16 protein-coding genes are annotated in these 12,546 nt (G+C 70.9%); 4 read left to right on the forward strand and 12 right to left on the reverse strand.

What is annotated here, in order from left to right; all coding sequences use genetic code 11:
* Positions 1-7: 7 nt before the first annotated feature.
* Genes OQ02_RS12065 through OQ02_RS12080 form a run of 4 tightly spaced genes read right to left on the reverse strand, consistent with a single transcriptional unit; the run spans position 8 to position 2,727 of the window.
* On the reverse strand, positions 8-511 hold the full coding sequence (locus OQ02_RS12065) for a hemerythrin domain-containing protein (RefSeq protein ID WP_033438437.1): 504 nt from the start codon (positions 509-511) through the stop codon (positions 8-10).
* Positions 501-1,313 (reverse strand): MBL fold metallo-hydrolase, encoded by an 813-nt coding sequence (locus tag OQ02_RS12070; RefSeq protein WP_033438438.1) that lies wholly within the window; start codon positions 1,311-1,313, stop codon positions 501-503. The genes OQ02_RS12065 and OQ02_RS12070 overlap by 11 nt, the downstream gene beginning before the upstream one ends.
* A 17-nt stretch (positions 1,314-1,330) precedes the next feature.
* The gene (gene murI / locus OQ02_RS12075; RefSeq protein WP_033438439.1) at positions 1,331-2,128 is read right to left on the reverse strand and encodes a glutamate racemase; all 798 of its coding nucleotides are present in this window, start codon (positions 2,126-2,128) and stop codon (positions 1,331-1,333) included.
* Positions 2,125-2,727, reverse strand: coding sequence for a rhomboid family intramembrane serine protease (locus OQ02_RS12080; protein ID WP_231499978.1), 603 nt, complete (start codon positions 2,725-2,727; stop codon positions 2,125-2,127). The genes murI and OQ02_RS12080 overlap by 4 nt, the downstream gene beginning before the upstream one ends.
* Before the next feature lie 205 nt (positions 2,728-2,932).
* Between OQ02_RS12080 and OQ02_RS12085 the strand changes: the two genes are divergently transcribed.
* Positions 2,933-3,778 carry an SMP-30/gluconolactonase/LRE family protein gene (locus OQ02_RS12085; protein ID WP_331281532.1) on the forward strand — a complete coding sequence of 282 codons (846 nt, stop codon included), beginning with the start codon at positions 2,933-2,935 and terminating at the stop codon, positions 3,776-3,778.
* A gap of 150 nt (positions 3,779-3,928) precedes the next feature.
* Here the strand turns inward: OQ02_RS12085 and OQ02_RS12090 are convergent, their stop codons facing one another.
* Positions 3,929-4,705 carry an MBL fold metallo-hydrolase gene (locus OQ02_RS12090; RefSeq protein WP_033438442.1) on the reverse strand — a complete coding sequence of 259 codons (777 nt, stop codon included), beginning with the start codon at positions 4,703-4,705 and terminating at the stop codon, positions 3,929-3,931.
* Between the two features lie 375 nt (positions 4,706-5,080).
* Here OQ02_RS12090 and OQ02_RS12095 point away from each other — a divergent pair, with 375 nt between their 5' ends.
* Both OQ02_RS12095 and OQ02_RS12100 read left to right on the forward strand, forming a co-directional pair.
* Positions 5,081-5,779 (forward strand): polysaccharide deacetylase family protein, encoded by a 699-nt coding sequence (locus tag OQ02_RS12095; RefSeq protein WP_197043299.1) that lies wholly within the window; start codon positions 5,081-5,083, stop codon positions 5,777-5,779.
* The gene (locus OQ02_RS12100) at positions 5,776-7,101 is read left to right on the forward strand and encodes an extracellular catalytic domain type 1 short-chain-length polyhydroxyalkanoate depolymerase (RefSeq protein WP_231499979.1); all 1,326 of its coding nucleotides are present in this window, start codon (positions 5,776-5,778) and stop codon (positions 7,099-7,101) included. The genes OQ02_RS12095 and OQ02_RS12100 overlap by 4 nt, the downstream gene beginning before the upstream one ends.
* 76 nt (positions 7,102-7,177) lie before the next feature.
* Here OQ02_RS12100 and OQ02_RS12105 read toward each other — a convergent pair whose 3' ends face one another.
* The 7 genes from OQ02_RS12105 to clpS form a co-directional block, all read right to left on the reverse strand.
* The gene (locus tag OQ02_RS12105; protein WP_033438444.1) at positions 7,178-8,128 is read right to left on the reverse strand and encodes a PLP-dependent cysteine synthase family protein; all 951 of its coding nucleotides are present in this window, start codon (positions 8,126-8,128) and stop codon (positions 7,178-7,180) included.
* A 20-nt stretch (positions 8,129-8,148) separates the two neighbouring features.
* Complete coding sequence (locus tag OQ02_RS12110) at positions 8,149-8,421, reverse strand: MoaD/ThiS family protein (RefSeq protein ID WP_033438445.1); 273 nt, start codon at positions 8,419-8,421, stop codon at positions 8,149-8,151.
* Between the two features lie 50 nt (positions 8,422-8,471).
* Complete coding sequence (locus OQ02_RS12115) at positions 8,472-8,927, reverse strand: Mov34/MPN/PAD-1 family protein (protein ID WP_033438446.1); 456 nt, start codon at positions 8,925-8,927, stop codon at positions 8,472-8,474.
* Positions 8,928-8,978: 51 nt separating this feature from the next.
* A complete protein-coding gene (locus tag OQ02_RS12120) occupies positions 8,979-9,506 on the reverse strand; it encodes a DUF2231 domain-containing protein (RefSeq protein WP_156076996.1) in 528 nt (175 codons plus the stop codon).
* A 239-nt stretch (positions 9,507-9,745) separates the two neighbouring features.
* Positions 9,746-10,333 (reverse strand): P1 family peptidase, encoded by a 588-nt coding sequence (locus OQ02_RS12125; RefSeq protein ID WP_081915546.1) that lies wholly within the window; start codon positions 10,331-10,333, stop codon positions 9,746-9,748.
* The gene (locus tag OQ02_RS12130) at positions 10,333-10,890 is read right to left on the reverse strand and encodes a DUF2017 domain-containing protein (protein ID WP_033438447.1); all 558 of its coding nucleotides are present in this window, start codon (positions 10,888-10,890) and stop codon (positions 10,333-10,335) included. The genes OQ02_RS12125 and OQ02_RS12130 overlap by 1 nt, the downstream gene beginning before the upstream one ends.
* Positions 10,887-11,186 carry an ATP-dependent Clp protease adapter ClpS gene (gene clpS, locus OQ02_RS12135; protein ID WP_033438448.1) on the reverse strand — a complete coding sequence of 100 codons (300 nt, stop codon included), beginning with the start codon at positions 11,184-11,186 and terminating at the stop codon, positions 10,887-10,889. Before clpS ends, OQ02_RS12130 begins: the two co-directional genes overlap by 4 nt.
* A gap of 77 nt (positions 11,187-11,263) precedes the next feature.
* Between clpS and OQ02_RS12140 the strand changes: the two genes are divergently transcribed.
* The gene (locus tag OQ02_RS12140) at positions 11,264-12,538 is read left to right on the forward strand and encodes a nicotinate phosphoribosyltransferase (protein ID WP_033438449.1); all 1,275 of its coding nucleotides are present in this window, start codon (positions 11,264-11,266) and stop codon (positions 12,536-12,538) included.
* Positions 12,539-12,546: the final 8 nt, after the last annotated feature.

Below are 12,546 nucleotides of genomic sequence, written 5' to 3' on the forward strand. Positions count from 1 at the left end.
ATCGACGCTAGTCGATCCGGTCCTCCGTCGCCGCCGCGACCTTGCGCACGTAGGCGATGTCGCCGCAGTTGTCGTCCAACCGGTCCTGCCTGATCTCCACGAACAACCGGCCCAGCTCGTCCCGCCGCGCGTCGGCCACCTGCTCCCGGGCGTCGTTGAGGATGGTCCGCTCCTCCTCGTCCACGTGGTGGTTGAGCGCCTGGACCAGTTCCTCCAGCTTGCTCTCCCACTCCTCGGACTGCGTGTCGCCGACCTCCATCAACGCCAGCAGCGCCTGGTGCCCCTCCGCGTGCTCCTCGGCACCGTGGTCGACCTCGTGGTTGTCGACCTCCTTGTACCGCTTGAGCGCCGGGTACACCTCCGCTTCCTCCGCCTCGGCGTGCGCCACGAGCAGCGCCGCCAACTCCGCCAACAACGTCGACCGGTCGGACTCCCGGTCTCGCAGCGAGCGGAACAGTTCCTCGAACCTGCGGTGGTCCGCCAGGATCAATTCGACGACATCAGTTGCCATGGCCGCCGATTACCCGGACCACCGGCTCGTCAACCGCGTACCTGTCACCCGCGGCGACCACGTCGACCGGCCCGGTGAACCGCCCGCGCGCCTCGGCCAGCACGGCGTCCCGATCGGTCCACGGCGCGATGTGCGTCAGCAGCAGCCGCCCGACACCCGCGTCCGCCGCCAGCCGACCCGCCTGCACGCCCGACAGGTGCCTGCCGGGCGGCCGGTCGTCGGCGTGCGTCCACGTCGCCTCCGACAGCAGCACGTCCACCCCTTCGGCAAGGCCGAGCAACGCGTCGCACGGCCCCGTGTCGCCCGTGTACGCCAGCGTCGCGGTCTTGGTGGCGATGCGGAACCCGTACGCCTCCGTCGGGTGGTCGACCCGCACGGCGGTGATCTCGAACGGCCCGATCGTGGTCACCACGTCCTCCTGGAGGGAGTGGAACTCGAACACGTCGGACAGGTCGGTGGTGAGGAATTCGTCGGCCGTCTCCGCGTACGCGCGGGCGAACCTGTCGGCGGACTCGGACGGCCCGTGCACCGGCAGTCGGTGTTCACGCGGGTCGTAGGGCGGGTGGGTGTGGTAGCGGCGGGTGACGGCGAGGGTGGTGAAGTCGCTGCAGTGGTCCGGGTGCAGGTGGGAGAACAGCAAGCCGTCCAACGAGAACAGGTCGTGGTGCGCTTGCAACGCGGCCAGCACACCGCTTCCCAGTTCGATCGCGAGCCGGCAGCCATCCGCCTCGACGAGGTAGCCGGATGCGGGCCCGTGCGGTCCCGGCAGGCTGCCCGAGCAGCCGAGGATGGTCAACAGCACCCGTGGAGCGTGCCAGGTCAACCGTGGGCGTGAAAGGTCGCGTTCTCCAGTCCGGGCAGGAACCGGCGGGCCAGCCGACCGAACTGCTCCACCGATCCGGTACAGCCGAACCGCTGATCAGGGGCACCGTCGCGGAACAGGTCACGCTCCGTCAGCACCCGCACAACGTCCTTCACGGTCTCCTCGGCGCTGGAGACGAGCGTCACGCCGTCACCCATCACGATCTGGAGGACACCGGTCAGCAACGGGTAGTGCGTGCAGCCGAGGACGAGCGTGTCGACCCCGGCGCGCTGCAACGGTTCCAGGTAGGCCTGCGCCATGCCCAGCACTTGGCGGCCGGACGTGGTGCCGCGTTCCACGAAGTCCACGAACCTGGGGCACGCGACCGCGGTGACCTCGATGTCGCGCGCGGCGGCGAACGCGTCCTGGTACGCGCCGGACGTGACGGTGCCCAGCGTGCCGATGACGCCGACCTTGCCGGTCCGGGTGGTGGCGACCGCACGGCGCACGGCCGGCAGCACGACCTCGACCACCGGGATGTCGTAACGCTCCCGCGCGTCGCGCAGGCACGCCGCGGAGGCGGTGTTGCACGCGATGACCAGCAGCTTCGCGCCGTCGGCGACGAGCCGGTCGGTGACTTCGAGGGCGAGCTTCCGCGCCTGCGCGATGGGCAGCGGGCCGTACGGGCAGTTGGCCGTGTCACCGACGTAGCGGATGCGTTCGCCGGGCAGCTGGTCCATGATCGCCCGTGCGACGGTCAACCCGCCGACTCCGGAGTCGAAGATCCCGATGGGCGAATCGGCGGTGACGGTCACGCGTCGAGCGTAGTCGGGGCGCCCTTCCTGGCATCCCGGGCGACACCCCAGGCCGCGAGCACGCCGCCGAGCGCGCCGAACAGGTGACCTTCCCAGGAGATGCCGGGTTGGCCGGGCAGCACGCCCCACAGCGCCGCGCCGTACATCGCGAAGACCACCACGGCCAGCACGATCTGGAGCGCGCTGCGCGCGAACACACCGCGCACCAGCAGGAACATCAGGAAGCCGAACACCAGGCCGGACGCGCCGATGTGGCTGCCGTACGAGCCGAAGATCCACACGCCGAGGCCCCCGCAGAGCCAGATGACGGCGGTGACCTGGAAGAACTGCTTGATGCCGCCGGACGTGGCCAGGTAGGCGAGGACCATCAGCGGCACCGCGTTGCCGGTGAGGTGGGTCCAGTCGCCGTGCAGCACCGGGTACCAGAGGATGTTGTCCCACTGGTCGAAGTCGCGCGGGATCACGCCGTCGTCGTTCAGCGTGCCGCCGAGCACCGTGTCGATGGCCTCGACCACGTAGAGCAGGCCGACGAAACCCAGCACGACCACGGCCGACAGCACCGGTTTGGGCGGCACGACGCGCTTTGCCGGCGACTTCACCCGTCCGGGCGCAGCGACCACCGGATCGGGTGGTGATGGGAAAGCGCCGCTGGGGTCCACGTGATCCAGGCTACGCGTCCGACGATCGCGATCGGACGAGTGCGAGCGCCGGGTTGGTGGTGCACGGGTGGGCGACTCGACGTGCGCCGTCGGGGGGCTTGCGGTATTGGGGTGGGGGCTGCACGGGTGACCGTAGGCTGTGCCGGTGTCGATCGAAGTCGCAGTGCGGGCCGAAGCGGCGCTGGGCGAGGCCCCCACGTGGGACCACGCCAGCGGAACGCTCCTCTGGGTGGACGTCCTCGGCAGCGAGGTGCACCGCTACAGCCCGTGGCGCGACGACGACGCGGTCCTGGAGATGCCGCAGCACGTCGGCGCGGCGAAGCCCCGGACCGCCGGCGGCCTGGTGGTCAACCTGCGTGACGGCGTGGCCCTGATCGACCGGGACGGCGCCAAGACGTGGCTCGTGTACTGGGCCCGGGACGGCGTGCGGGGCAACGACGCCGCGGTCGACCCGGCGGGGCGGTTGTGGGCGGGCACGATGCGCTACGACGAGGCGCCGGACGGCTGGCTCGCGCGGGTGAAGCCCACCGGTGACGCGAAGGTCGTGCTGGACAAGGTGGGCGTCAGCAACGGCATCGGCTGGAGCCCCGACGGCACGCGCATGTACTACATCGACTCCGCGGAACGCCGCGTCGACGTCCTGGACTTCGACGCGGAGTCCGGCGAGGCGACGAACCGCCGTCCGCTGGCCGAGGTGCACCGCGGGCTGCCCGACGGCCTCACCGTGGACGCGTCCGGCGCGATCTGGGTCGCGTTGTGGGGCGGGGCGGCGGTGCACCGGTACACGCCGGACGGCGCGCTGGACCTGGAGGTCGAACTCCCGGTCGGCCAGCCGACGGCGTGCTGCTTCGGCGGACCGGACTTCACCGACCTCTACGTGACGACGGCCCGGGTCGGACTGAGCGAGGGCGCGTTGAGCGAGTTGGCCGGGTCGGTGCTGGTGCTGCCGGGCGTGGGCGAAGGCCTGCCGTCCCCGGCGTTCGCGGGCTGACCGCCCGTTCCGCTCTCAGGCCGCCCGTTCCGCTCTCAGGCCGCCCGTTCCGCTCTCAGGCCGCCCGTTCCGTTCGCGGGCCGGCCGGCCGTTCTGAGCGTTGAATTCGGGGGTTCCGAACGTAGGACTCACGCGTTCTGAACGTAGGACTCACGGGGTTAGGGGGTAGGTGGCGCCGGGGGTGGCCAGGGAGACCGGGCCGGGGAACACCTCGGCCGCGTCCGCCAGGACCCCCTCGCGGTCGGACCACGGGAGCACGTGCGTGAGGACCAGGCGCCGGACGCCGGCGGCGGCGGCCACCTCGCCCGCTTCCCGGCCGCTCATGTGCAGGTAGTTGGCACGTCCCGCCTGCGTCCGCCACGCCGAGTCGGCCAGCAGCAGGTCGGCGCCCCGGGCCAGCCGCACCAGGTCCGGGCACGGCACCGTGTCGCCCGAGAACACCAGCGACACCCCCTCGTACGAGATGCGGAACCCGTAGGCCTCGCAGATGTGCCGCACGGCGGCCACCTCGACCTCGACCGGACCCACCGCGTACCGACCGGGCGCGAGCGGCACGAAGTCGAACTCCTCCGTCAAGTCCGTCCTCGCCAACGACGCGCGGTCGGCGGCGTGCGCGGCGGCGAGGCGGGACGGCGCGTGCGACGGCGCGAACACCCGCAGCCGGCGCTCGGTGACGTCATAGGGCGGCTCGGGGTGCTCGCGCCGGTAGACGGTCAGCGAGCTGAAGTCGGCGCAGTGGTCGAGGTGCAGGTGCGACAGCAGCACGGCGTCGAGGTCGAACGGGTCGCAGTGCCGCATCAGCGCGCCGAACACGCCACTGCCGAGCTCCACCACGATCCGGACGCCGCCCGCCTCGACCAGGTACCCGGAGGTGGGCAGATCAGGCCCCGGCGCACTGCCCGAACACCCGAGCACCGTCAATTGCATGGGGCGAACGATAGCAGCCCGAGAGTCGGCAAAAATGCGGAATACCGCACGCAACAAGAGGCCGACAATCAATACCGGGCGAGTTCACTCGAATGTCTCAACCCGGCACCCTGAATGCATCGAATACGTATTCGAACAATTGCATCGGTGGCCGGGGCGCGGCAGGTGGCGGACGTTCAAGCCGAACGGCCGACCGTCACGGGCGGTCGGCCGAAAGTTTCCCCGCACAACCCCTGCGGCCGAACGGACGCATGGAACGTTCCCGCAGCTCAACACGCCATTTGAGACTCGCAATATTCACGAAACTTATTGTCCGCAGCCGGAGGGTGACACATAGTGACGGGCAACTCTCGCCGTGATCCTCAAGGAGGAGGGATGGTCTTGAGAAGCCTTCTGGCGGTGGCGCTGCTGTTCGCCGCACCGCTGCTCACCGCGCCGGCCGCGTCGGCCGCGCCGGTCGCGGCAACCGCGCGCGCCGCCGCGCCGGTCGCCGCAGCCGCGTGCTCCGGCTACGTGGCGCTGACATTCGACGACGGGCCCAGCCCGCAGTACACCCGGCAGCTGCTGTCCGCGTTGGCTTCGGCCGGCGCGCGGGCCACGTTCTTCGACCTCGGCTCGCGCGTCCAGCAGTACCCGGACCTCGCGCGGGCCACCACGGCGGCGGGCATGTGGGTCGGCAACCACTCCTGGTCGCACCCGCGCCTGACCCAGTTGAGCGCGTCCCAGCTGACCGCCGAGCTGTCCAACACGTCGAACGCGATCAGGTCCGCGACCGGTCAGACGCCGACCCTCTTCCGCCCTCCTTACGGCGACACGAACTACGCCGTGCAGACCGAGGCGCGCCGGCTGGGCATGGCCCAGGTCATCTGGTCGGTCGACACGCGTGACTGGGCGAACGCCTCCACCGACGCGATCGTCCGCTCCGCGACCGGGGCGACCTTCGGCGGCATCGTCCTGATGCACGACGGCTACCAGACGACGGTCAACGCCGTGCCGCAGATCGTCCGCGGCCTCCAGGCCAAGGGTCTGTGCCCCGGCCGCATCGACAACACCGGACGGGTGGTGGCTCCGTGAAGGCGCTCGGCGCGATCGTGACCTCCCTGGCCGCCGCGGCGGCCTTCGTGCTGGCGTTCGTCGCCGCACCGCAGGCTTCGGCGGCCACGCTGACCGAGGTCACCGGCTTCGGCACGAACCCCAGCAACCTGCGCATGCACCTGTACGTGCCGGACCGCACGCAGGCCAGGCCGCCGGTGCTGCTGGCGGTGCACTACTGCACCGGCACCGGCCCGGCGTTCTACTCGGGCACCGACTTCGCCCGGTTGGCCGACCAGTACGGGTTCATCGTGATCTACCCGTCGGCCACCCGCAGCGGCCAGTGCTTCGACGTGTCCAGCCCGCAGGCGCTGCGGCGTGACGGCGGCAGCGACCCGGTCGGCCTGATGTCGATGGTCCGGTACGTGCTCCAGCGCTACAACGGCGACACCGGCCGGGTGTTCGTCACCGGCGTCTCGTCCGGCGCGATGACCACGAACGTCATGCTGGCCAACTACCCGGACGTGTTCCAGGCCGGCGCGGCGTTCGCGGGCGTGCCCGCGGGCTGCTTCGCCACCACCGACGGCTCGGGCTGGAACAGCGCCTGCGCCAACGGCCAGGTGCTCCGGACGCCGCAGGAGTGGGGCAACATCGCGCGGGCCGCCTACTCCGGCTACACCGGCCCCCGGCCGCGGATGCAGACCTGGCACGGCACCGCGGACGACACCCTGCGGTACCCGAACTTCGGCGAGCAGATCGACCAGTGGACCAACGTCCACGGCCTGTCCACCACGCCGACGTCCTCCGACAGCCCGCAGTCCGGCTGGACGCGCACCCGCTACGGCGACAAGGTGGAGGCCATCTCCCTCCAGGGCGTCGGCCACAACATCCTGATGTCGGGCATGGCGTTGCGCGCCATCCAGTTCTTCGGCCTCGACAAGCCGGGCGACACGACCACCACGACGTCCACGACCACGTCCACCACGACCAGCACCACTACGACGACCACGACCTCCACGACGACGACCACCACGACCCAGCCGGTGTCGAACTGCCGCGTCACCTACACCGTCAACGCCTGGAACACGGGCCTGACGACGAGCATCACGATCGCCAACACCGGCAGCACGGCGGTGAACGGCTGGACCCTCGCGTTCACGCTGCCGAGCGGTCAGACGATCACCAGCGGCTGGAACGCGACCTACTCGCCCACCAGCGGCATGGTCAACGCGGGCAACGTCGGCTACAACGCCACCATCAACCCGTCCGCATCGGTCGGGATCGGCTTCCAGGCCACGCACGGCGGCAACACGAGCAAGCCGGACTCGTTCAGGCTCAACGGAGTTCCCTGCACGGTCGGCTGAAAACCCGGGAAGGGCCCCGCAGTGTCGCGGGGCCCTTCCCGACCTGAGTCATGCCGGACGCGTCATGCCGGACGCGTCACGCCCAGAGGTGGCCGTCGAGCCGTTCCGCGGCTTCGTCCAACGTGCCCGCGTAAGCGCCGGTGGACAGGTACTTCCACCCCGCGTCGGCCACCACGAAAGCCACGTCCGCGGACTCGCCGCGCGCCGCCGCCTTCTCCGCCGCGGCCAGTGCCGCGTGCAGGATCGCGCCGGTGGAGATGCCCGCGAAGATGCCCTCGACCTCCAGCAGCTGACGGGTGCGGCGCAGCGCGTCGTACGAGCCGACCGAGTAGCGGCCGGTCAGCACGGAGGCGTCGTACAGCTCGGGCACGAAACCCTCGTCGAGGTTGCGCAGCCCGTACACCAGCTCGCCGTACCGCGGCTCGGCCGCGATGATCTGCACGTCCGGCTTCTGCTCGCGCAGGAACCGGCCCACGCCGACCAGGGTGCCGGTGGTGCCCAGGCCCGCGACGAAGTGCGTGATCGTCGGCAGGTCCTTGAGGATCTCCGGCCCGGTGCCGTGGTAGTGCGCGCCGGCGTTGGCCGGGTTGCCGTACTGGTAGAGCATCACCCAGTCCGGGTTCTGCCCGGCCAGTTCCTTCGCCAGTGCCACGGCCTGGTTCGACCCGCCGGCAGCGGGTGAGAACACGATCCGCGCGCCGTACGCCTGGAGCAGCTGCTTGCGCTCGGTTGAGGTGTTCTCCGGCATCACGCACACCAGGCCGTAGCCCTTGAGCTTTGCGGCCATGGCGAGCGCGATGCCGGTGTTGCCGGACGTCGGTTCGAGGATCGTGCAGCCCGGCGTGAGGACCCCGGTCCGCTCGGCCTCCTCGATCATCATCAGGACCGGGCGGTCCTTGATCGAGCCGGTCGGGTTGCGGTCCTCGAGCTTCGCCCACAGCCGCACGTCCTTCGACGGCGACAGCCGGGGCAGGCCCACGAGGGGCGTGCCGCCGACCGCGTCGAGCAGTGACTCGTAGCGGGCCACGATGCGTCCTCCGGAGTCGGTCAGCCGCCCGCGACGGCCGGGAGGATCGTCACGGTGTCGCCGTCCTTGACGGCCGCTTCGAGACCGCCCGCGAACCGCACGTCCTCGTCGTTGACGTAGACGTTGACGAACCGGTGGAGCGCGCCTTCCTTGACCAGGCGCTGCTTCAGGCCACCGTGGTTGGTCTCCAGGTCGTCGATGACCTGGGCGAGCGTGGCGCCCGCGGCCTCGACCGACTTCTGCCCGCCCGTGTGAGTGCGCAGGATCGTGGGGATGGAGACGATGACGGCCATGCTGGAACCTCCGAGGAACCGGGTTGGTGAGGGTGGGGCGAAGACGCGGCTCAGGGACAGTCGGGCGTGTCGTCCGCGCCGGTGTGGGCGAACATGTACGACTCCACGACCTCGACCGGTTCTTCGGTCACCACGCCGTCCACGATCCGGTAGGAGCGCAGCTCGTACTGCTCCGGGTCCCGGGTGGAGACGAGGACGTAGTGCGCTTCCGGCTCACCGGCGTAGGAGACGTCCGTGCGGGACGGGTACGCCTCGGTCGCGGTGTGGGAGTGGTAGATGACGACCGGCGCCTCGTCGTTGCGGTCCATCTCGCGCCACACCCGGAACTGCTCGGCCGAGTCGAAGCGGTAGAAGGTGGGCGAGCGCTCGGCGTTGTCCATCGCGACGAACCGCTCCGGGCGGTCGGAGCCCTCGGGGCCCGCGATGATCCCGCACGCCTCGTCCGGGTGGTCGCGACGGGCATGCGCCACCATCGCGTCCACGAGGTCACGGCGAATCACCAGCACGTCTTCATCCTACGTGGTGGGGGAAGGTGTCCCGCCGTGTGAGAACTCGCACTACACCGGTTCGCGGACGCCTCCGGGACCCCGTTGGGGCCGGTGCGCCGCCGTTCCCGGTTGCGCGGGTTTCACCGGCTGGAGGCCGAGCAGACCGCCTGCGGCGAGGGCCGCCAGTCCGACGGCCGAGACGGCCCTGGCGACGAGGCCGAAGCCATGCCCGCGCAGGCGGAACGACGTGAGGTAGCACACATCGGCCGCGGCGTTGGCCGCGAGCTGCACGAACGCCGTGCGCCGCTGCCGCTCGTCCAGCGTGCCGTACTCGGCCAGCTCGGTCGCCAGCGCCACCGGTGCCGCCGCCAGCCCGGCGCCGATCACGGCACGTGCCGCCTTGCTGCTCCCCGGCATCAGGTCCAGCGCCGCCGACGCCGCGTACAGCCCGATCGGCAGCACCACGACCGCCGGGTGCACCGGCTTGCCCAACGCCCGCACGCCCAGCAGCCCGGTCACCTCACGCCGCCGCAACACCGCCGGCACCACCTCGGCCAACGCACCGGCCGCCTTGTCCAGCACCGGACTGCTCCGCACCCACCGAACCGCCCTGTCCACACCAGCCATGGCCCCGGGGTACCCACCCCACCCCTCTCCCACCCCCGTGAGTCCTACGTTCGGAACGGGTGAGTCCTACGTTCGGAACGCGTGAGTTCAACGCTCAGGAGCGGCGGCCGTGTTCTGAGCGTTGAACTCGGGGGACCGGAACGTAGGACTCACGGGTTCTGAACGTAGGACTCACGGGGGTTGGGGGTGTGAGGTGGGGGCGGCGGGGGTCAGGTGGTTCGGGCTGCGTGTTCCAGGGCGTCGGCGGCCGTGGTGCAGAGGGTGTTGAGCGGGGTGTCGGTCGGGTTCCCGGTGGCGATCGCGAACACGGTCGCCGGCACGGTCACGCCGGCCCGTGCGAACCCGTCGTGGGCCGACATCGCGACCCTTCGGCATTCGGCCGGTCCGACTTCGGCATCGACCACGACGAGGCCCACCGCGGTCTCACCGATCATCGCCAAGGCCGGCGGCACGTCGGCCGAAGCCGCCTCGCACGCCGCACGTCCGTCACCCGAGGCCAGCCCGAGAGCCACCGCCGCGGGCACGATCGGCACCACCTCGAACGGCCGCGCACCCACCGGGAACCCGTGCCCGCGCTCCGCCAGCCACCGCACGACACCGTCGACGCCCGAGAGCCCGTCGACGCCTGAAAGCCCGCCACCGGCCAGCACCACCGCGTGCACCCGCTGCACCAACGTCGACGGGTCCAGCAGGTCCAGCTCACGCGTCCCGACCGGCGCACCGCGCACGTCCACCCCGGCCACCGCACCGGCGGGCGTCAGCACCACCGCCACCCCGGGCACCCGCCCGACCAGCATCAGCTCATGACCGCTTCGACCAGCGTCTCCTGCACCCACGTCAACCAGTGGTACACGCCCAGGTGCGGCGAACGCGGGTCGTCGGCCGGCAACTCGTCCGGCATGTCGTCCTGCACGTCCAACGCCGTCCCCAGCGCCAACCGCACGTCGTTCAACGCCGACAGCCAAGCCTCGGCCTGCTCCATCGCCAACCGCACCTCGCCACCGTCCGGCGGGCACGTCTCCAGCACCACCGCCGCCACACCGGTCTTCTGGTCCAGCAGCTCGGGCTCGTGCAACGACCGCAGCGCATTGGCCGAATCGACCTCCGCCGGGTCCGGCGCGTCCGGGTCCAACCGGTGGAAGTCGGGCAGCAGCCTGCCCAGGATCGGGTCGTCCGGCGGCGTCGACGGCCCGGTGCGGATACCGGTCAGCTCGGCCAACTCGTCCTGCGGGGCTTCCTCCGCACGTGCCAGCAGCATGTCCTGGATCTGGCTCACCAGACCGCGCACCACCGCGGCCTCCTGCCGGTCGAACCGGCCCAGCACCTGGTCACCGGTGCGCGTCCACTTCTTCACGACGAACGCTGCATGGTCGCCCAGAGCCCGGCCGCGTGCAGCTTGGCCACGTCGGCCTCCACCTTGTCCTTGCTCCCCGACGACACGATCGCCCTGCCCTTGTGGTGCACGTCCAGCATCAGCTTGGTCGCGTGGTCGCGGCTGTAGCCGAACAGCTTCTGGAACACGTACGTCACGTAGGACATCAGGTTCACCGGGTCGTTCCAGACCAGGGTCTGCCACGGGCGGTCCTCGGTGCGGACCTCCTCGCCGGCCGGGTCAACCTGCGTCCGCTCATGCTCGACGGGCGTGGTCATACCGCCAATGGTGTCATGTTCCCGTCTGCGGTGGAGCCCGCAGGGGCACCTGTGCGCACAGCTTAGGCTCTGCTCCCATGTCGACGTCGCTGTTCACCGACCACTACGAGTTGACGATGCTCGCCGCGGCGCTTCGCGACGGCACCGCCGAGCGACCGTGCGTGTTCGAGGTCTTCGCCCGGCGGCTGCCCGAGGGCAGGCGGTACGGGGTGGTCGCGGGCACCGGGAGGCTGCTGGACGCGATCGCCGACTTCACGTTCACCGAACGTGACCTGGAGCTGCTGGAGCACACGAACGTGGTCGACGAGGCCACCCTCGCGTGGCTCGCGGACTACCGGTTCACCGGTGACGTGGACGGCTACCCGGAGGGCGAGCTGTACTTCCCGGGCTCGCCGATCCTGTCCGTGCGCGCGCCGTTCGGCGTGGGCGTGGTGCTGGAGACCCTGGCGCTGTCGATCCTCAACCACGACAGCGCGATCGCGTCGGCGGCGGCACGGATGGTGGGCGCCGCCAACGGCCGGCGGATGATCGAGATGGGCTCTCGCCGGACGCACGAGGAGTCCGCGGTGGCGGCGGCGCGCGCGGCGTTCCTGGCGGGCTTCACGGCGACGTCGAACCTGGAGTCGGCCCGGCGGCACGGCATCCCGACCGCCGGGACGTGCGCGCACGCGTTCACGCTGCTGCACGACACCGAGGAGTCGGCGTTCCGGTCGCAGATCGAGACGCTGGGCGTGGACACGACCCTTTTGGTCGACACCTACGACATCACGAACGGCATCAAGACCGCCGTGGAGGTCGCGGGGCCGTCGTTGGGCGCGGTGCGGATCGACTCCGGCGACCTGGGCGTGCTGGCGCGGCAGGCGCGTGACCAGCTGGACTCGCTGGGGGCGCGGAACACCCGGATCGTGGTGTCCGGCGACCTGGACGAGTACTCGATCGCGATGCTGCGGGCCGAGCCGGTGGACGCGTACGGCGTGGGCACGTCCCTGGTCACGGGGTCCGGCGCGCCGACCGCGGGCATGGTCTACAAGCTGGTCGAGGTGGACGGTCGGCCGGTGGCCAAGCGCAGTTCGCACAAGGAGTCCCGGGGCGGGCGCAAGGGCGCGCTGCGGCGGCACAAGGAGACCGGGACGGCGTTGGAGGAGGTCGTGTACCCGCACGCTTCGGAGCCGGACATGGGCGCGCACGACCGGTTGCTCCCGGTGCCGCTGGTCCGCGCCGGGCGGCGAGTGGACGGTCTGGACACCTTGGTGGAGAGCCGGGAACGTCTTCGTGCCGCTCTCGTGACCGTGCCGTGGGAAGGTCTGAAGTTGTCCCGCGGCGAGCCCGCGATTCCGACGACGTTCCTGTGAGGGGGCTC

The organism is Saccharothrix sp. NRRL B-16314 (genome assembly GCF_000716595.1).
Taxonomy (GTDB): Bacteria; Actinomycetota; Actinomycetes; order Mycobacteriales; family Pseudonocardiaceae; genus Actinosynnema.